The sequence below is a fragment of the Bauldia sp. genome, from assembly GCF_965232525.1.
Lineage (GTDB): Bacteria > Pseudomonadota > Alphaproteobacteria > Rhizobiales > Kaistiaceae > Bauldia.
This window is the reverse complement of sequence record NZ_OZ246980.1, coordinates 1,056,568-1,074,809: the sequence shown is the minus strand read 5'-3', so window position 1 is coordinate 1,074,809 and position 18,242 is coordinate 1,056,568. Positions and strand designations below refer to the sequence as shown.

The window sequence follows — 18,242 nt, the reverse complement described above, 5'->3', positions numbered from 1 at the left end:
CCGCTGGTCGAACGGTGCTGTGTCCGAAAGCGGGATCGCACCATGTCAGGCGCCGTTGAAACGCTACTCTCCATACTCGACCTCGAACCGCTCGAACACAACCTGTTCCGGGGTCGCAGCCCCCAAGTCGGCTGGCAGCGGGTGTTTGGCGGCCAGGTCATCGGTCAGGCTCTGGTTGCCGCCGGGCGGACGGTGGACGGGCGCGCGGCACACTCGCTCCACTGCTATTTCATGCGGCCCGGCGATCCCGCCGTCCCAATCATCTACGAAGTCGACCGAATTCGCGACGGCAACAGCTTCACGACCCGCCGCGTGGTCGCGGTCCAGCACGGCGAAGCTATTTTCTCGATGGCGGCATCGTTCCAGGTCGCTGAAGACGGCCTCGATCATCAGATTGCCATGCCGGACGTCCCGCCGCCGGAAGACCTGCCGAGCGAAAGCCAACTGAAAGAGCTGTTCATGGAGAGCGCGCCGGAGCCTGTGCGACGCTACTGGCAGCATGCCCGGCCGATCGAAGTCCGGCCGGTCGACCTGCGCCATTACATCAGTCGCGAAGCGCTCGACCCGGTCCAGCACGTCTGGATCCGGGCAAGCGACACATTACCCGACGATCCGGACATTCACCGCTGTGTGCTGGCCTATGCCTCGGATATGACCCTGCTCGACACGGCGCTTTTCGCGCACGGCCGGCTGATCTTCGATCGCGATATGCAGGTGGCGAGCCTCGATCATTCGCTCTGGTTTCACCGACCGTTCCGAGCCGACGAGTGGCTACTCTACGCCGAGGACAGCCCATCGGCCTCTGGCGCACGCGGCTTCACCCGCGGCAGCCTGTTCAGCCGTGATGGCGTTTTGGTCGCTTCGGTCGCTCAGGAAGGCCTGATACGGGAGCGACCGGAGAATCGATAGCCGGTCTCAGATGCACAGTTCTTAATCAATCCAGTCGCCTTCATCATCAAAATCGGGGGCAACACAAGCCGGTTCCAAGCGAGGTCGTCAAACTGGCACAGACTTTGATTGTTGCGCCCCAGTGTCTGTCGGCGAACCGCCGGCGGTCCGGTATCGACCAGCGCGCTGAGCGCCCGCATCTCGCGGGCTTCGGCCGGAAACGGGAAGCAAGCCAATGAAAATAGTGATGGCCGTCATCAAGCCGTTCAAACTCGATGAGGTGCGGGACGCGCTGACAACGATCGGGGTTCAGGGCCTGACTGTAACCGAAGTCAAAGGCTATGGCCGTCAGCGGGGCCACACCGAAATCTACCGCGGTACCGAGTACGCGGTCAGCTTCCTGCCGAAACTCAAGCTGGAGGTTGTGGTGTCAGACGATCAGGTCGACAAGGCGGTCGAAGCGATCGCGACGGCAGCCAAAACCGGCCAGATCGGCGACGGCAAGATATTTGTCTTCGGGATCGATCATGCTGTTCGCATTCGTACCGGCGAGACAGACGCCGACGCACTCTAGGCTAACTGCGGAATCGGATCGCTCCCGCCGAAAAGGGATCAGACGAACCCGCTGCCAAGCAGCGCGGCATCATTATTGCCGCGCTTCTAGGCACTATGCCTAAGATTTCTGCCCCGTCTTTAGGCAAAACGGCTCTCTGTAAAGCGGATACTCCTCCGCCGGTGCCGTGATGCCGCGTTTCTAACCGATCTGCCCGCTTGGCATGCCGATTGAATTGGCGTGCCCCGTGAGACGCACAATAACGGCGCACCCGCGCCTAAGACGGAGGCAGCGCGATGGACGGGCAAATAGTCGGCGGCGACATCTTCTTCATTCTCATGGGCGCGATCCTTGTGTTCGCGATGCATGGCGGATTCGCGTTCCTCGAGGTTGGGACTGTTCGGCGCAAGAACCAGGTGAACGCGCTCGTCAAGATACTGGTCGACTTCGCGATCTCGACAACTGCTTACTTTCTCATTGGCTACACTATCGCTTACGGCATCGGGTTCTTCTCTGACGCCAACACGCTCGTAAGCGGCGAGGGCTTCGGGCCACAGGGCTTGCTTCTCGTCAAGTTCTTCTTCCTAGCGACCTTCGCTGCCGCGGTACCGGCGATCGTTTCCGGCGGGATCGCCGAGCGGATGAAGTTCCTACCGCAGTGCCTGGCGACCGCTCTGCTGGTCGCGTTGATCTATCCGCTGTTCGAAGGCTTTGTCTGGGGCGGCGCCTGGGGCGGCCAGGAGTGGATCGAGGCGACCTTCGGCGCGGCGTTTCACGATTTCGCCGGCTCGATTGTCGTCCACGCCGTGGGCGGTTGGATCGCCCTTGCGGCCGTCCTGCGCCTCGGCCCGAGACTTGGGCGTTATGACCGTGGCGGAAACCCGGGCACCGGCTTCCCACCCTCAAGCATTCCGTGGCTCGCCCTCGGCTCGTGGCTGCTGTGCATAGGCTGGTTCGGGTTCAACGTGATGTCGGCCCAGTCCCTCGAAGGCGTTTCCGGCCTCGTCGCCATGAACTCGCTGATGGCGATGGTCGGCGGCATCCTGGCGGCCGTGATCATCGGTCGCGCCGATCCGGGCTTCGTCCACAACGGCGCGCTGGCCGGCTTGGTGGCGGTGTGCGCCGGATCCGACGTAATGCATCCCGCGGGGAGCTTCATTGTCGGTGCGATCGCCGGCGTTGTCTTCGTCAAAGGCTTCGAGATCTGCCAAACCCGGCTCAAAGTCGACGACGTTCTGGGCGTTTGGCCCCTCCATGGCCTGTGCGGTGTGTGGGGCGGTCTGGCCGCCGGTATCTTCGGCCTCGAGGCGCTTGGCGGTCTCGGCGGTGTCAGCTTCATGTCCCAGCTGGTGGGTTCCGCCATCGGCGTGGCCTGGGCCTTCGTTGGCGGGCTTGTGGTGTACTCGGTGATCGGCGCGATCATCGGTCTGCGGTTGACGCCCGATGAGGAGCGCCAAGGTGCTGACCTGTCGATCCACAAGATCGGCGCCAATCCCGAGGCCGAGATTATCGGCTGAACCAACCGGCTGTGCCGGCGGCCCAACCGTCGGCACAGCCTGCCGTGATGCCTATATTTTCATCATTACCACATTGAGTTCGTCAGCGCGCTCCGTGTGCTTGGCCCTCTAATCCACTGATTCCAAACATACTCGTCAAACTCCACTCGGTCTGGCACGCCGATTGCTAAATCCTCTGAAGCGGCGGTGATGGCCGCCCAATTGCTGTGCATCGAACCGAGGCAAGACTTGTCCTGCATGTCAACCGCACTGCCAACCTCCCGGCCAAGGCGGAACGCAGCGGTTCCCAAAGGAGAAAATCCATGAATTACCGAACCCGTCAGTCGACGATTGTCGGCGCTGCCGCGGTGGCCCTGCTTGCCTTGGCGGGCGCGGCATTCGGCCAGGACGAGGCGGCCGAGACCGCCGAAGTCGTCGCTGAAGTCAGCGAGTTCGCCATCGCAGCGGATACCGCCTACATCCTCAACACCCTGCTGTTCCTGATGGGCGGCTTCCTGGTGATGTGGATGGCCGCCGGCTTCACCATGCTGGAAGCTGGCATGGTGCGGTCTAAGAACGTCGCCATGCAATGCACCAAGAATATCGGCCTCTATTCAATCGCCGGCTTGATGTTCTGGCTCATCGGCTACAACCTCATGTACGATGGCGTCGACGGCGGTTTCATCGGCAGCCTTGGCTGGAAAGTTATCCCCGATCCCTCGGATGATCCGGGTGACTACTCAGTGGCCTCGGATTGGTTCTTCCAGATGGTGTTCTGCGCCACAACCGCGTCGATCGTCTCCGGTGCGGTGGCGGAGCGGGTCAAGCTCTGGTCGTTCCTCATCTTCGTTGCTGTCCTGACCGGCGTTATCTACCCGATTACTGGCTCGTGGCAGTGGGGCGGCGGCTGGCTCGCCGAAATGGGTTTCTCCGACTTCGCCGGCTCGACGCTCGTTCACTCAGTGGGCGGCTGGGCGGCCCTCGCTGGAGTGCTGATCATCGGCTCCCGTCGCGGCAAGTACGGTGCGAACGGCGCGATCCATCCGATCCCCGGGTCCTCCATGCCGCTTGCCACGCTCGGCACGTTCATCCTCTGGCTCGGCTGGTTCGGCTTCAACGGCGGCTCCCAACTTGCAATGGGAACGATCGAGGATGCTTCGGCGGTCTCGCGGATCTTCGTCAACACAAACACCGCGGCCGCCGCCGGCGTCATCGCCGCTATGATCCTCACGCAGCTTCTCTACAAGAAGGTCGACGTAACCCTTGCCCTGAACGGCGCGCTGGGTGGCCTGGTAGCGATTACCGCCGAGCCTCTGATGCCAACCATGCTATGGGCGACAATCATCGGCGCGATCGGTGGTATCCTCGTCGTGATCGCCGTACCGCTCCTCGATCGGATGAAAATCGACGACGTGGTTGGTGCGATACCGGTTCACTTGGTAGCCGGGATCTGGGGAACGATTGCCGTGCCAATCACCAATCCGGATACCAGTTTCGGCACGCAGGCGATCGGCATCGTCGCGATCGGTGCTTTCGCCTTTATCGCCAGCCTGGTGGTCTGGGTGATCTTGCGGGCGCTGTTCGGAGTGCGAGTCTCCGAAGAGGACGAGATCAACGGCCTCGACAAGGCGGAGATTGGCGTCGAAGCCTATCCCGACTTCGCCCAGAACCAGGCAACCTGACCTGCTTCCTCCGGCCGGCGCTGAGCGCCGGCCCTCCCTCCCTGAAGGCCGGCTTACGCCGGCCTTTTTTTCGCTGGTCGCCGCGATTGATGGTTAATGCTGGCTTTACTAAACCCGCGATAGGATCGGGACGCCCTCAAGCGCGAGCCGGTCCATAACGGCCTCTCGACGGCGCAAGAAGGGGGTGCGCTTGGCTGCCGCGAGGCGTTGCCGAGTGCCATGCTTTCGTCGAGCCTCGGGGCGGCCTATGCGTTCGACCAGATCGGTCCCTCTTTCCGTGTCCGGCGACGGAACGGTCCGGCGCGTCGTGAAGCGCAACGTCAATGCCCTGGTGGGGCTTGGCATCCTCGCGCTGGCTGCAGCGATCGCTGCGAGCCTCGCAACCTGGACCGCGGACGACCCGAGCCTCAGCCATGCTACGGGTCTGGACCCTGCCAACATCCTGGGCCTGCCGGGCGCGATCATCGCTGACATCATCATGCAGTTTTTCGGCCTCGCCGGGATTGTCCTGTTGCTGCCACCGGTCGTCTGGGGATGGCGCATGGTTTTCGGAAAGGCCCCAAGGTTCAGCTGGCCGACGGCGATCGCTTGGTTCACGGCTGTCCTGAGCGCAACGCTTGCCTTGGCAACACTGCCGGTATTCGGCACATGGCCGCTGCCCACCGGGATCGGTGGCGTGACGGGCGATTTGCTGCTCGGCGTTCCCGCGTTCGTGACCGGTGGCAAGCCAACTGGCCTGACTGCCGCCGTTATCGGCGTCGCTTTCGCCGCCCTATCGGTCGTCCTGGTCGCTCGCGCTTGTGGCCTGGGCCAGTGGGCGATGGCCAATCATATGCCGCACATGAGCGAACCCGTTCGACGCGTCGTCGAGGTGGAAGAGCACGAGCCGGAACCCCTCGACGAGGCCCTGTCCGACGATTTCGACAATCACGACCGTGGGACCGTGCTCTACGGCGCCCTGACCCACTCCGCCTTGCGCCTGTGGAGCGCACTCCGGCGTCACATCGCACAGCGTCGGGCGCGTCGCCAGACACGCCGCTACGAGGATGAATGGGACATTGCCGTCGCCCCGCTGGGTGTGACAGATCCGGACTATGATTTTCATGGGGAAGCCTTCGATCCCGATGCTGAGGCTTGGGAAGATGAACCCTTCGCGTCAACCGAGCCTCCAATCGAACCCGCGCCCCAAGCAGCGGCGAAACGCCGGAATCGCGTTTCCGCACCCGCAGCAAAACCTAAGCCGGGGCGCCGGGCCGCGCGGGAAGCTCAACCGTCCCTCTTCACGCCGGATGATTTCGTCCTGCCGCCCCTGGACCTGCTAACCCTGCCGAAAGCGACCGATCGCAAGGCGGGGCTCAGCACCGCGGCGCTGGAAGACAACGCGCGCCTGCTCGAAGGAGTCCTGGAAGACTTCGGGGTCCGCGGCGAGATCATCAATGTACGGCCAGGTCCGGTCGTCACGCTGTACGAACTTGAGCCGGCGCCCGGCATCAAATCGGCACGGGTGATCGGCCTCGCCGACGACATCGCCCGGTCGATGAGCGCGATCTCCTGCCGGGTCGCGGTGATCCCCGGCAAGAACGCCATCGGTATTGAGCTGCCGAATCCGCGCCGGGAAACTGTGTTTCTCCGAGAACTGCTGGCGGCGGAAGACTTCGAGAAGTCCAAGGCCCGGTTGGGCCTCTGCCTCGGCAAGACAATCGGTGGCGAGTCCGTGATCGCCGACTTGGCTCGCATGCCGCACCTTCTCGTCGCCGGCACCACGGGATCGGGTAAGTCGGTGTCGATCAACGCAATGATCCTGTCGTTGCTCTACCGGCACGGCCCGGATCAATGCCGGCTGATCATGATCGATCCGAAAATGCTGGAATTGTCGACCTACGACGGCATTCCCCACCTCCTTACCCCAGTCGTGACCGACCCGAAGCAGGCCGTGGTCGCACTGAAATGGACTGTGCGCGAGATGGAGGACCGCTATCGCAAGATGTCCAAGCTCGGGGTGCGTAACATCGACGGGTACAACACCCGCCTCGCTCAAGCGGAAGCCAAAGGCGAGACGCTCACCCGCACGGTTCAGACCGGCTTCGACCGGGAGACCGGCGAAGCGATCTACGAGCACGAAGAGCTCTCCTTCGAGCCGATGCCATACATCGTCGTCATCATCGATGAGATGGCCGATCTGATGATGGTCGCCGGCAAGGACATCGAGGGCGCGGTTCAGCGGCTGGCGCAGATGGCCCGCGCCGCCGGGATCCACGTGGTGATGGCCACCCAGCGACCTTCGGTCGATGTCATCACGGGTACCATCAAGGCGAATTTCCCGACCCGCATCTCCTTCCAGGTGACGTCCAAGATCGACAGCCGGACCATCCTAGGCGAGCAGGGCGCAGAGCAGTTGCTGGGGATGGGTGACATGCTGTTCATGGCCGGCGGAGGCCGGATCCAGCGTGTCCATGGCCCGTTTGTCAGCGACGAAGAGGTCGAAGAAGTGGTTGCCCATCTCAAGACGCAAGGCGTGCCCGAATACCTCGACGCGATCACCGCCGAGGACGAAATCGATGCCGGCGGTTACGACGCGCTCGCTGGCGGCGATTCCGAATCCAACGATCTCTACGATCGCGCGGTTGCCATTGTCGCTCGCGACCGCAAGGCCTCGACCAGCTACATCCAGCGGAGGCTTTCGATCGGCTACAATCGCGCCGCGTCGATCATCGAGCGGATGGAGGAGGAAGGTGTCGTCGGCCCGGCGAACCACGCCGGCAAGCGGGAAATCCTTGTCCGTGAAGAGATGGACGACGGCTTCGCTTAAGCGGTCGGTCGCGGCATTTCGCGCTTTGCGATGCCGCCAATTCGCCATATAGCCTCTTAAGCTGATCGCCGGCGGGCGCGACGATACCATGGTCGCCGTCACCGCCCGGCAGGGAATTTTGATGAAAGGGACCAAATTGGCAGCGGCCGACGTCGCCCGGAATCCGATCCGCAGCCTGCGTAATTCTTGGCGCATCTCCATTGTGGGCGCGGTCGTTCTGTTCCTTGTCGACAGTCTGGCACTCGCCGGCGTGCCGATCGACCCGGTTCCCGATCCACGGGTTCGGCCTGACTATGCACCAAGAGCGACCGCCGCAGCGGCGCCGGCCAAAGCCGGTCCCGCGGTGGCCATCCGGCGGACGGCTCGCCGAGGCGACACGCTCGCCAACATCAACGACTACTTCAACAGCTTCCGGACGATGGAGGGCCAATTCATTCAGGTCGGCCCACATGGCGAACAATCGGAAGGCCGCTTCTATATTTCCCGCCCCGGCAAGATTCGCTTCGACTACGATCCGCCAGTGCGCCTCGATGTTATTTCCGACGGCCGCAATGTCGCTGTCCGTAACGGCCGCACCGCGACTCAGGACTTCTATCCACTGCGAAAGACGCCGCTGCGATATCTGTTGGCCGACCGGATCGATCTCACCTCCGGTGTGGTCAACGAAGTACGCGAAGAAAACGACCTGGTCGCCCTGATCATCATCGAAGACTCCCGGCTGATACAGGGCAAGCTTACTCTCATCTTCAACCGTAATACCTATGAGCTGCGCCAGTGGATCGTCACAGACGGACGGGGTCTCAATACCTCGGTCGCGGTCTACAACACGACGACCGGCGGCCGCCCCGACCCCGGGCTCTTCAGGATCAACTATTACGAATAGTTCATCTTGCCGTGAGAATCGACCTAACAATCTGATTTTATTCGGTTACGATGCGCCGGCTTGCTGAGGCGATCAACTCTTGAATCGCCCCCCGTACGCACCATTTGATTCGAAGAGCGGGCCGTTCTTATTTCGGTAGCGCCCCCCGTCTCGCCGAGGACGGTCCGCCGGCGCCGGCGTAGTTCGGTGTCGCGCAGTGTAACGCGCAAGAGCGTCCAGCCTCCCCCGGGGCTGGACGCTTTTATCTTGCGGCTAATCTGACATCATCGCCGAACCCGCGGCTTCCTGTACTTGATTGCATGAGCCTCACCGTCGCATCGTGGAACATAAACTCGGTTCGCCTCCGCTCACGGCAGGTCGGCCTATTCCTCGACCGCTATCGGCCCGATGTTCTTTGCCTTCAGGAAACCAAATGTCCGGATAACCGGTTCCCGCTCAAACCCTTTCGTGCCCGCGGCTATAGCGATGTGTTGCTGAACGGCCAGAAGGGCTATCACGGCGTTGCGACCCTCTCGCGGCGACCGTTCCTGGCGACCAACAAGCGCGACTTCTGTGGGAAGGGCGACGCCCGCCACGCGGCAGTGACGATTCCCGATGCCGGTGGGGAGGTTACGCTGCACAATGTCTACGTGCCATCAGGTGGCGACGTGCCGGACCCAACCGTGAATGACAAATTCGCGCACAAGCTGGCGTTTCTCGACGAAATGAAGGCTTGGCTGAATGGATCGGAAACCGACCGACCGGCAATCCTCGTAGGCGACCTTAACGTTGCTCCACATCCCGCCGACGTCTGGTCGCACAAACAACTCCTCGACGTCGTCAGCCACACGCCAGTCGAGACTGAACGACTCAACGCACTGCAGGCGGTGGGCGATTGGACCGACGCCATTCGGCATTTTGCTCCTCCGGAGGAGAAGGTCTTCACCTGGTGGAGTTACCGGGCGCGCGACTGGCGCGCATCGAACCGAGGGCGCCGTCTCGACCACATCTGGGTCACGCGGCCGCTGGCCGGTCGCCTTGAATCTGCGGAAATCGTCTCCGCGACCCGGAGCTGGAAACGACCCTCGGACCACGTCCCCGTTGTCGTTCGGATCGGGTCAGCCTGATCCGGAGCGCTTCAGCGGGTTGTCATCGATGGCGCCAAGCGCCTGCTCGACCTCGCCGAGATCGCCGACTGTTGCGGCCAGGCGCCCAGCGATCGTGGCACGTAGCTTCACGGCAACCTGCGGATACTCGTTCAACATCCGGGTCACCAGCTTGCGGTCGATCTCCAGAACCTCGCACGAGACGATCGCCGTTGCAGTCGCCGGCCGCTTAGTCTCGACAAACAGGGCGGTTTCGCCAATGAGGCTGCCGGCCTCGCAGGTGGTTAGGACCTGCCGCTGTTCGCCGAGGCCGACCGCCATTTCGATACCGCCAAATGCGACGACGTAACCTGACATCGCCGTCGCACCTTCGCGAAACAGCACCTGAGTGGGAGACAGGTCGAGGCGCACAGCGCTGAACGCGAGGAGACGGAGCTGTTCCGTCGCCAGGTCGGCGAACAGCGGGATGCGCGACAGGAGGGCGATATCCCTATCGAGGCTCATGGGTCGGCAAGCCGGTCGCGCCGTCGTCGGGCCATTTACGGAACCAGCTTGTAGCCGCCGACGTCGGTCACCAGGAGTTCGGCCTTGGAGGGGTCGCGCTCGATCTTCTGACGGAGCCGGTAGATGTGGGTCTCCAAGGTGTGGGTGGTGACACCTGAATTGTACCCCCACACCTCGTGCAGCAGAACGTCGCGGCTGATCACCTTCTCGCCGGCCCGGTACAAGAACTTGAGAATGGCGGTCTCTTTCTCGGTCAGCCGCACCTTCTGGCCGCGGTCATCGACCAGCATCTTGGCGCTCGGCCGAAAGGTGTAGCCACCGATGGTGAAGACAGCGTCCTCGCTCTGTTCGTGCTGCCTTAATTGGGCGCGAATGCGGGCGAGGAGAACGGCAAAGCGAAACGGCTTAGTGACGTAGTCATTGGCCCCGGCCTCGAGGCCGAGGATCGTGTCGGACTCCGAGTCCTGACCGGTCAGCATGATCACCGGTGCCTTGAAGCCGCTCTTGCGCAGGAGCTTAACCGCCTCGCGGCCATCCATGTCCGGCAAGCCGACGTCCATGATCACCAGATCGATGCGTCCCTGGCGAGCCGCCTGAATACCGGTGGCGGCATTTTCAGCCTGCTCGATGTCGAACTCCTCGTAGAGCGACAGCTGTTCGACCAAACTGTCGCGCAGTACCTCGTCATCATCGACGACCAGAATCTTGCGGGCCGGCATCTCACGCCTCTTGTTCGTCGTGCCGGTTTTTGGGATCGGTCCGGCAGGTTGTCGGAATCAGCTTAAGATAAAGGATGTAGACCTCAACCCCCTGCCGGCGCAAGCAAACCGGCAGTGTAGCAAACCAAGGGTGCTCCGGCATATGGCCATTGTTCCACGGCTTTCCCAGATCGTCGTCAATGCCATCGGCCATGACCCGACCCAGGGGCGACTGGTTGCGGACAGCCTGACAGCACGCTGCGCCGTAGGACGGGGTGGTCTCGCCAAGCGCAAGCGCGAGGGCGATGGTGCTACGCCAATCGGCGCTCACCGCTTGGTCGCCTTGCTCTATCGTCCGGACCGGGTCCGTCGGCCGGTAACGGCATTGCCGATCGCGCCGCTGAAGCCGAACTCCGGCTGGTGCGACGATCCAGGCGACCACCGCTACAACCGACCCATCCGGCTTCCCTATCCGGGCCGCCACGAGAAGCTATGGCGGAAGGATAACCTCTACGATCTGCTGGTGATCCTCGACTACAACCTCGACCGGCCGCGGCCGGGTGCTGGCAGCGCCATCTTCCTGCACCTCGCAGCGCCAGACTTCGCGCCGACCGCCGGCTGCATCGCGGTAACCGAGACTACGATGCGGCGACTATTGGCCCGCAGCAGACCGGGGACGGTGATCTCGGTCGCATAGTCTCTTCGCGGTTTTCGTTCTGGCGCGGCTCGCCCACACGTTGGCCTACACAACCGGGCGGCGGCACGAGACGCGCGCGACCCTCTTCTCGATCGGCTTCATCGTCGTGGTGTTCATGGCGGTCTACGTTCTCATCGTCGCGCTGTTCTAGTCTGCGATGGCGTCGGCAATCGCGCGCGCGGTCACGTCACAGTCGATGATGTGGATCGCGTCGAACACGGCAACAGCATCGACGGCCATAAAGAATCTGCTAGCCCCTCACATCCACTCCAGCAGCTGCAACGAGCTTGCCCACCGTGTTCCAGTTCCGCGCAGTTCCGGACTGTCCGAGCAGCCGCTCCAGCAGCGGTCGGCGTCAATTTCGATGTGCCAACCCCATCGACATAGTCGATGTAGACCTCACGGTCGGACACGAGAATCTGCTCCGGTCCGTCATAGGCGCTGAGAGCATCAATGCTCTGCGGAGCGGGTTCCTTGTCCAAGAACATCACCAGAAGGTGGTTCGGCCGCTCGGAGGCAGCATCAGGCATGGGATCCTTGGCGACAATAGCCTTCAGTTCAGCCGGACGGCGGTAGAACACCGGATTGGTCAGTCCGTGATCGCTAATGATCGCCGCAACGCGTTTCCTGATTGCTGGGAGTCCGACCTTCGTGGCGAATAGCAGGTTCCCGGTTGCCAGTATCGTTCGGACCTCATCGAAGCCGGCGCCGACGCAGGCGTCCCGAAGCTGCTGCATGGTCATGACCCTGTGGGTCGTGGGGCCGATCCCCCTGATCAGCGCGATCCATGTCTTCATCGAATCCTCGCAACAACCAAGGCGCCTGCCTATCCTTGGGGCGCGGGCTTTTTCCGCTCACCGAAAATGGCGCTGCCGATCCGGACATCCGTGGCACCCAGTGCAATGGCGTCGACGAAATCGGCGCTCATCCCCATCGACAGCGAGTTGAGGCCCAGTCGCTCGGCGATCTTGGCGAGCAGCGCGAAGTGCGGGCCAGCGGGCTCGTCGATGGGTGGAATGCACATCAGGCCATCGATCGTCAGGCCGAACTCGGAGCGACATCGGTCTATAAACGCATCCGTGTCCTTTGGGAGTACGCCGGCCTTCTGTGGTTCCGCGCCGGTGTTGACCTGAACCAGCAAGCGCGGCGATCGGCCCTGCCGTTCGATCTCCTTGACGATCGCACGCGCGATCCTGTCCCGATCGATCGTGTGGATCGCGTCGAACAGGGCCACGGCGTCACCCGCCTTGTTGGACTGGAGCGGCCCGATCAGGTGGAGCTCGAGGTCGGGGGCAGCGGCTTTGAGCATAGGCCACTTGGCCTTCGCCTCCTGGACTCGGTTTTCGCCGAACACCCGTTGTCCCGCGGCGATCACCGGGCGGATGGCATCAGCATCGAACGTCTTCGACACCGCGATCAGGCCCACCGACCCCACCGGCCGACCGGCATCCCGTTCGGCGCGCGCGATGCGCTCACGTACCGTGCCGAGACCCACGTGGTCTGTCACAGATCCGTCAACTCCACCGATATCGCCGGGTCACTCGAACCAAGTCGTGCCGGGATACTGATGCGCGCGGGCGACCTCCTCGTCGAGTTCGAGACCGATGCCGGGCGCATCGTCAAGCGCGATGAACCCATCCTTGATGATGTCGGTCTTGCGTGTGGTGATCGTCGACCAGTAGTCGCGATTGAGCCAGTGGAACTCCAGCACCAGGAAATTGGGCACCGTGGCGCAGACATGCGCCGACGCCATCGTGCCGATCGGCGACGACACGTTGTGGGGTGCGAAGGGGATGTAATAGATCTCCGCCATGTTCGCGATCTTGCGACACTCCGACAGCCCGCCGCACTTGGGAATGTCCGGCATGATGATGTCGACGGCCTGGCTCTCGATGAGATCGCGGAATCCGGAGCGCAGATAAAGATTCTCGCCAGCACAGATCGGTGTCGTTGTCGTGCGCTTGATCTCGCGCATCGCCGCTACGTTTTCAGGCGGTACCGGCTCCTCCAGCCACATGAGATTGAACGGCTCGAGATCCTTGACCAGCCGGATCGCGCTCGGCACGTCGAGCCTAGTGTGGATGTCGCTGGCGATGTCGAACGTGTCGCCGGCGGCCTTGCGCACCATCTCAGCCAACCGCACCATGCGATTGTGCTCCCAAGGGCCAGCGGTATAGTTGAACGCGTCCTTCTCGAAGTCGGCCACTTCGCTCTGCATGTAGCCGTAAGCGCCGATGTCGAGGTCGATCTTCAGGGCCGTGAATCCCTTATCGAGCACCTCGTCGACAACCTTCTTGCACTCATCAAAATTCATGCCGGGCGTTACTTCGCAATCAGCATAGACGCGAATCTTGTCCCGGAACTTGCCACCGAGCAGTTCATAGACCGGCGTCTTCAACGCCTTGCCCTTGAGATCCCACAACGCGATCTCAATGCCGGTCAGGGCGGTAATCAATGCCCCGGCGAAACCGCCTTCGAAGACCAAACCACGCCGGAGCTCCTCGAACAACGCATCGACCGCGAACGGGTCCTTGCCGATCAGCTTGGGCGTTAGGTCGCGGATCAACGCGATCGCCGCGTGGCCGCCATGAACGCACTCGCCAAGGCCGGTGATCCCGGCATCGGTTTCGACCCGCACCCAAAGGTGCATGCAGTGACCACTGGTGGCAGCGGTCTTCACGGCGGTGATTTTCATGATGTCTCTTCCCGGGGTGATAACTTCGCGGAATTCAGTCCTGATCGACGCGGGCTTTCTTCCATGCTTCGTATTCGGCCATGCCTTCTTCGCTCAGCGGATAGTACTTTCTGATGTTGCCCCCCTCGGAAAGGCGGGCGCGGCTGAACTCCTCCCACTCATCGTGATCAAGGCCGTGTTCAAGAACCAGCGGCACCATCTTGGCAGGCACCAAAACGACCCCATCACCATCAGCAATCATGACGTCGCCCGGGATCACCAGGACGTCGCTGCACGCGATCGGCACATTGACCGCCCAGGGCAGCAAAGTCGATTGCGACGCATAGTTGGGGGTGAAGCCACGCGTCCACACCGGCGTGCCGATGTTCTTGACCCGCGGCCAGTCGCGGATGCAGCCGTCAACGACAATTCCGATGCCGCCGCGCCCTTTGAAGAAGGTGATCAGCATATCGCCCATGCAGCCGGTCTTGAGGTCGCCAAACGCCTGCACCGCAAGAATGTCGCCAGGCTGAACGGTTTCGAACACTGACCACAGGGCTGTGGACTTCTCCAGTTGCTCCTCGCCCTCACCGGGGGCGATTCCGGCGATCACGTCCTCGCGCCGGGGCATGAACTGCAGCGTGACCACCGGCCCGACAACCTTGGCACCCGGCATGCGAGGGAGCGGCCCCTCGATGAAGGTCTGCCGGACGCCCATGCGATGCATCAGGGCTGACGCTGTCGCGGTTCCGACGGCCTTGAGTTGGTCGATCAGGTGCGGATCGGGTCGCTCCGGCGCCTGCCCGACGATCGGCAATGTCCCGGCAATTGCCGGAACCGGAAGATTCAAGGAATCAAACATGCCCATTTGGTCGTCCCCCTGACCCTCGATACCGCTCCACCGAGGGCACCTCAAGTTGCGATTACGCACGCATCCTGGCAAAGGCCGGATCGCTTCATTCGTGGCGCCTCGATTGTGGCAAGCCGACCCGCGCGGACCCGCCTTTCCGGTTGACCACTGGCGATGATTCTGGTGAGTGTCCGCCGGCGGCGGCCGAGCCGGCGCGACGCGATCTCCCAAGCTCCTCATCCGGCCATGACCAGCGAGCGATACAACCCAAAGGAATCCGAGGCCCATTGGCAGGCGGTGTGGACGGATGCCCGCATTTTCGAGACCGATAACGACGATCCGCGGCCGAAATACTACGTGCTTGAGATGTTCCCCTATCCATCGGGGCGCATCCACATGGGCCATGTCCGCAACTATACGATGGGCGACGTGGTGGCACGCTACAAGCGCGCCAACGGCTTCAACGTTCTCCATCCCATGGGGTGGGATGCCTTCGGCCTACCAGCTGAGAACGCCGCGATCCAGAACAAGGTTAACCCGGCCGACTGGACCTACGGCAACATCTCCGCCATGCGCGAGCAGCTAAAGACCATGGGGCTGTCGCTCGATTGGCGACGCGAATTCGCCACTTGCGACGTCGACTATTACGCCCAACAGCAGAAGCTCTTCCTCGACTTTCTCGCCGCTGGTCTTGCTTATCGTGGCAAGTCGCGGGTCAATTGGGACCCGGTCGACCAGACGGTGCTTGCCAACGAGCAAGTGATCGACGGCCGCGGCTGGCGATCCGGCGCCGAAGTCGAGCAACGCGAACTGACCCAGTGGTTTTTCCGGACGACCGCCTTCTCCGACGATCTCCTGGCGGCGCTCGATACCCTCGAGCGCTGGCCCGATAAAGTCCGGATCATGCAGCGCAATTGGATCGGCCGATCCGAAGGGATGCGTATCCGATTCGCGTTCGATGGGAGGCCGCCCCAAGGCTTCGACGATCTCGAAGTGTTCACGACGCGCCACGATACCCTGTTTGGGGCGTCGTTCATGGCGATCTCACCCGATCATCCACTGGCCACGGCTTTGGCGGCCGACAACCCCGAGCTCACTCGGTTCATCGCCGATTGCCATCACGCGGGAACCAGCGAAGAAGCATTGGAAACGGCAGAGAAGCGCGGTTTCGACACGGGACTGGCAGTGGTTCATCCGGTCGATTCCGATCTCAAATTACCGGTCTATGTCGCCAACTTCGTGCTCATGGATTACGGGACAGGAGCGATCTTCGGCTGCCCCGGCCACGACCAGCGCGATTTCGATTTCGCCGCCAAGTACCACCTGCCAATCATGCCGGTGGTGGCGCCCCTCGATGTGATCGACACTGGCGCCGAGTTCGCTGCCTGGGTCGAGCAGTTCGAATCCGGCGACGAGGCCTATGTCGGTGACGGGCGGATGATCAACTCGGCCTTCCTTGACGGCATGTCGGTGCCCGAGGCTAAAGACGCCATGGCCCAAAGGCTGGAAGCGATAACCATCGCCGGCAAGCCGCAAGGGGTGCGCGAGGTAAACTATCGCCTTCGCGACTGGGGCATCTCACGCCAGCGCTATTGGGGCTGCCCAATCCCGGTCATCCATTGTCCGACCTGCGGCGTGGTGCCGGTGCCCGACGCCGATCTGCCGGTGAAGCTGCCGGACGACGTCTCGTTCGATCGCCCGGGCAATCCGCTCGATCATCATCCGACCTGGAAGGCGGTAAACTGCCCGAAATGCGGCGGCGCAGCGACCCGCGAAACCGACACAATGGACACGTTCGTCGATTCGTCCTGGTATTTCGCCCGGTTCACCGATCCCTGGGCGGCGACGCCGACCGACCCTGCTGCCGCCGACGCCTGGCTGCCGGTCGATCAATACATCGGTGGCGTAGAGCATGCGATCCTGCATCTGCTCTACTCACGCTTCTTCACCCGGGCGATGAAAGTGACGGGCCACGCCGGCCTCGACGAACCGTTCGACGGATTGTTCACCCAAGGCATGGTAACCCACGAAACCTATAAGGGCGTAGACGGGCGCTGGCTTTTCCCGGAGGAAGTGCGCCTCGGCGAGGACGGTAGCGCCGTCCACGTCGATACCGGCGAACCTGTCACCATCGGCGCGGTCGAATCGATGTCGAAGTCGAAGAAGAACGTCGTCGACCCGACCGCAATCATCGACCAGTACGGCGCCGACACCGCACGATGGTTCATGCTGTCCGACTCCCCACCCGACCGGGACGTCATTTGGACCGACGAAGGGGCAGCCGGCGCCTACCGTTTCGTCCAGCGGGTATGGCGCGTGGTCACCGAGGCAGCGCCCCGCTTGCCGCCGCCGGGGTCGCCTGAGCCGACCAGCGAACCTACGGCTGCTGCCGCGACACTACGCAAATCGGCCCACAAGGCGCTTGCTGCGGTCGGCGAGAGCATCGAAACGCTGCGGTTCAACGTGTCGGTGGCCCGCATCCACGAGTTGGTCAGTGCCTGTTCCGCCGCGGCGACCGAGTCGCCGCCCGGTGAGGATCCCAGCCTGGACGATGCCCTCCGAGAGGCGCTCGAGTTCCTGGTCCAGATGATGGCACCGATGATGCCGCATTTGGCAGAAGCCTGCTGGGCTACGCTCGGCCACAAAAGCGTGGTCGCCAGCAGCGACTGGCCGCCATTTGATCCCTCGCTTCTAACCGAGGACGTGATAGTGTTACCGGTGCAGGTGAACGGAAAGAAACGTGGCGAATTGACAATTGCCGCGGACGCGTCACAAGGTGACGTCGAGCGGGCTGTTCTCGCGCTCGATTTCGTCGCTCGGGCGCTCGGGGGGAATGATCCAAAGAAGATCGTCGTCGTACCGAAGAGGATCGTTAATGTCGTCGTCTGACCGCGGCTACCGCATATCCCGCCGCGCCGGTATTCGGGGGCTGGCTGCAGCACTCGTCGCCGGGATGCTCGGTGCCTGCACGGTCCAGCCGCTGTACGGTCCGGCGGCGGGCGGCGGCACGGTTCAATCAACGCTGACCCGGATTGCGATCGCACCGGTCAAGGACCGGGTGTCCCAGCAGGTCCGCAACAACGTTCTTTTTCAACTCACTGGCGGCAAGACGGTCGGCGATCCGCTCTACAGGATGAAGCTGACGGTCACCTCGCGTGAGGTCGGCCTCGGTATTACCAACATCGATTCGTCGCCGGTGTTCTCCGTTCGGTTGGCGGCGACCTACGAGGTCACCAATATCGCCAGCGGCGAGCAGCTCGTCCGCGGCACCGCCCGGACGTCGGCCTCGTACAACCGGAGCAACCAAGCCTTCGCCAATACCCGGGCAAAGATCGACGCCGAGAATCGCGCTGCCGCTGAGGCTGCTCGCGAGATTTCCACCCGTGTCGCCGCGGCGGTCGCCGCCGGCTCCTGAGTAAACGG

Annotated in this window: 17 protein-coding genes; 11 read left to right on the top strand and 6 right to left on the bottom strand. The window is 62.6% G+C overall.

The annotated features are described in order from the left end of the window. Nucleotides 1–42: 42 nt before the first annotated feature. The 7 genes from tesB (at nucleotide 43) to xth (ending at nucleotide 9,417) form a co-directional block, all read left to right on the top strand. A complete protein-coding gene (gene tesB, locus ACO076_RS05135; protein WP_421725650.1) occupies nucleotides 43–909 on the top strand; it encodes an acyl-CoA thioesterase II in 867 nt (288 codons plus the stop codon). Between the two features lie 214 nt (nucleotides 910–1,123). Further along, nucleotides 1,124–1,462 carry a P-II family nitrogen regulator gene (locus ACO076_RS05130; RefSeq protein ID WP_421725649.1) on the top strand — a complete coding sequence of 113 codons (339 nt, stop codon included), beginning with the start codon at nucleotides 1,124–1,126 and terminating at the stop codon, nucleotides 1,460–1,462. A gap of 275 nt (nucleotides 1,463–1,737) precedes the next feature. Continuing rightward, the gene (locus tag ACO076_RS05125) at nucleotides 1,738–2,958 is read left to right on the top strand and encodes an ammonium transporter (RefSeq protein WP_421725648.1); all 1,221 of its coding nucleotides are present in this window, start codon (nucleotides 1,738–1,740) and stop codon (nucleotides 2,956–2,958) included. A 302-nt stretch (nucleotides 2,959–3,260) separates the two neighbouring features. After that, complete coding sequence (locus ACO076_RS05120) at nucleotides 3,261–4,619, top strand: ammonium transporter (protein ID WP_421725647.1); 1,359 nt, start codon at nucleotides 3,261–3,263, stop codon at nucleotides 4,617–4,619. A 307-nt stretch (nucleotides 4,620–4,926) separates the two neighbouring features. After that, nucleotides 4,927–7,428 carry a DNA translocase FtsK 4TM domain-containing protein gene (locus ACO076_RS05115; protein ID WP_421725646.1) on the top strand — a complete coding sequence of 834 codons (2,502 nt, stop codon included), beginning with the start codon at nucleotides 4,927–4,929 and terminating at the stop codon, nucleotides 7,426–7,428. 121 nt (nucleotides 7,429–7,549) lie between these two features. Then, nucleotides 7,550–8,311, top strand: coding sequence for an outer-membrane lipoprotein carrier protein LolA (locus ACO076_RS05110; protein ID WP_421725645.1), 762 nt, complete (start codon nucleotides 7,550–7,552; stop codon nucleotides 8,309–8,311). 299 nt (nucleotides 8,312–8,610) lie between these two features. Further along, entirely contained in the window at nucleotides 8,611–9,417 is an 807-nt protein-coding gene (gene xth / locus ACO076_RS05105) for an exodeoxyribonuclease III (RefSeq protein WP_421725644.1), read from the top strand. On the opposite strand, the gene ACO076_RS05100 is transcribed toward xth, so the two are convergent. Further along, entirely contained in the window at nucleotides 9,409–9,900 is a 492-nt protein-coding gene (locus ACO076_RS05100; protein ID WP_421725643.1) for a cyclic nucleotide-binding domain-containing protein, read from the bottom strand. The two genes, xth and ACO076_RS05100, sit on opposite strands and share 9 nt — an antisense overlap. A gap of 35 nt (nucleotides 9,901–9,935) precedes the next feature. Further along, nucleotides 9,936–10,619: a response regulator transcription factor gene (locus ACO076_RS05095; protein WP_421725642.1), complete on the bottom strand. Its 684-nt coding sequence runs from the start codon at nucleotides 10,617–10,619 to the stop codon at nucleotides 9,936–9,938. A gap of 142 nt (nucleotides 10,620–10,761) precedes the next feature. Here ACO076_RS05095 and ACO076_RS05090 point away from each other — a divergent pair, with 142 nt between their 5' ends. Continuing rightward, the gene (locus ACO076_RS05090) at nucleotides 10,762–11,295 is read left to right on the top strand and encodes a L,D-transpeptidase family protein (protein WP_421725641.1); all 534 of its coding nucleotides are present in this window, start codon (nucleotides 10,762–10,764) and stop codon (nucleotides 11,293–11,295) included. 40 nt (nucleotides 11,296–11,335) lie between these two features. After that, nucleotides 11,336–11,446 (top strand): hypothetical protein, encoded by a 111-nt coding sequence (locus ACO076_RS05085; RefSeq protein WP_421725640.1) that lies wholly within the window; start codon nucleotides 11,336–11,338, stop codon nucleotides 11,444–11,446. Between the two features lie 31 nt (nucleotides 11,447–11,477). Here ACO076_RS05085 and ACO076_RS05080 read toward each other — a convergent pair whose 3' ends face one another. From ACO076_RS05080 to ACO076_RS05065, 4 genes are read right to left on the bottom strand one after another with little or no spacing between them, the layout of a single operon-like run. Then, nucleotides 11,478–12,092, bottom strand: a complete 615-nt coding sequence (locus ACO076_RS05080) for a DUF1697 domain-containing protein (RefSeq protein WP_421725639.1) — start codon at nucleotides 12,090–12,092, stop codon at nucleotides 11,478–11,480. 29 nt (nucleotides 12,093–12,121) lie between these two features. Further along, on the bottom strand, nucleotides 12,122–12,802 hold the full coding sequence (locus ACO076_RS05075) for a YggS family pyridoxal phosphate-dependent enzyme (protein ID WP_421725638.1): 681 nt from the start codon (nucleotides 12,800–12,802) through the stop codon (nucleotides 12,122–12,124). Nucleotides 12,803–12,832: 30 nt separating this feature from the next. Next, complete coding sequence (locus ACO076_RS05070) at nucleotides 12,833–13,990, bottom strand: mandelate racemase/muconate lactonizing enzyme family protein (protein WP_421725637.1); 1,158 nt, start codon at nucleotides 13,988–13,990, stop codon at nucleotides 12,833–12,835. A gap of 34 nt (nucleotides 13,991–14,024) precedes the next feature. Beyond that, nucleotides 14,025–14,831: a ribonuclease activity regulator RraA gene (locus ACO076_RS05065; protein WP_421725636.1), complete on the bottom strand. Its 807-nt coding sequence runs from the start codon at nucleotides 14,829–14,831 to the stop codon at nucleotides 14,025–14,027. Nucleotides 14,832–15,065: 234 nt separating this feature from the next. Here ACO076_RS05065 and leuS point away from each other — a divergent pair, with 234 nt between their 5' ends. Beyond that, nucleotides 15,066–17,708: a leucine--tRNA ligase gene (gene leuS, locus ACO076_RS05060; RefSeq protein WP_421726677.1), complete on the top strand. Its 2,643-nt coding sequence runs from the start codon at nucleotides 15,066–15,068 to the stop codon at nucleotides 17,706–17,708. Next, on the top strand, nucleotides 17,695–18,234 hold the full coding sequence (lptE, locus tag ACO076_RS05055; RefSeq protein ID WP_421725635.1) for an LPS assembly lipoprotein LptE: 540 nt from the start codon (nucleotides 17,695–17,697) through the stop codon (nucleotides 18,232–18,234). The genes leuS and lptE overlap by 14 nt, the downstream gene beginning before the upstream one ends. The last annotated feature ends 8 nt before the right edge of the window (nucleotides 18,235–18,242 follow it).

Coding starts and splice junctions, on each gene's coding strand:
- xth (WP_421725644.1), top strand. CDS start 8,611: ATGAGCCTCACCGTCGCATCGTGGAACATAAACTCGGTTCGCCTCCGC.
- ACO076_RS05065 (WP_421725636.1), bottom strand. CDS start 14,831: ATGTTTGATTCCTTGAATCTTCCGGTTCCGGCAATTGCCGGGACATTG.
- lptE (WP_421725635.1), top strand. CDS start 17,695: ATGTCGTCGTCTGACCGCGGCTACCGCATATCCCGCCGCGCCGGTATT.
- leuS (WP_421726677.1), top strand. CDS start 15,066: ATGACCAGCGAGCGATACAACCCAAAGGAATCCGAGGCCCATTGGCAG.
- ACO076_RS05130 (WP_421725649.1), top strand. CDS start 1,124: ATGAAAATAGTGATGGCCGTCATCAAGCCGTTCAAACTCGATGAGGTG.
- ACO076_RS05095 (WP_421725642.1), bottom strand. CDS start 10,619: ATGCCGGCCCGCAAGATTCTGGTCGTCGATGATGACGAGGTACTGCGC.
- ACO076_RS05125 (WP_421725648.1), top strand. CDS start 1,738: ATGGACGGGCAAATAGTCGGCGGCGACATCTTCTTCATTCTCATGGGC.
- ACO076_RS05090 (WP_421725641.1), top strand. CDS start 10,762: ATGGCCATTGTTCCACGGCTTTCCCAGATCGTCGTCAATGCCATCGGC.
- tesB (WP_421725650.1), top strand. CDS start 43: ATGTCAGGCGCCGTTGAAACGCTACTCTCCATACTCGACCTCGAACCG.
- ACO076_RS05120 (WP_421725647.1), top strand. CDS start 3,261: ATGAATTACCGAACCCGTCAGTCGACGATTGTCGGCGCTGCCGCGGTG.
- ACO076_RS05110 (WP_421725645.1), top strand. CDS start 7,550: ATGAAAGGGACCAAATTGGCAGCGGCCGACGTCGCCCGGAATCCGATC.
- ACO076_RS05080 (WP_421725639.1), bottom strand. CDS start 12,092: ATGAAGACATGGATCGCGCTGATCAGGGGGATCGGCCCCACGACCCAC.
- ACO076_RS05100 (WP_421725643.1), bottom strand. CDS start 9,900: ATGAGCCTCGATAGGGATATCGCCCTCCTGTCGCGCATCCCGCTGTTC.
- ACO076_RS05070 (WP_421725637.1), bottom strand. CDS start 13,990: ATGAAAATCACCGCCGTGAAGACCGCTGCCACCAGTGGTCACTGCATG.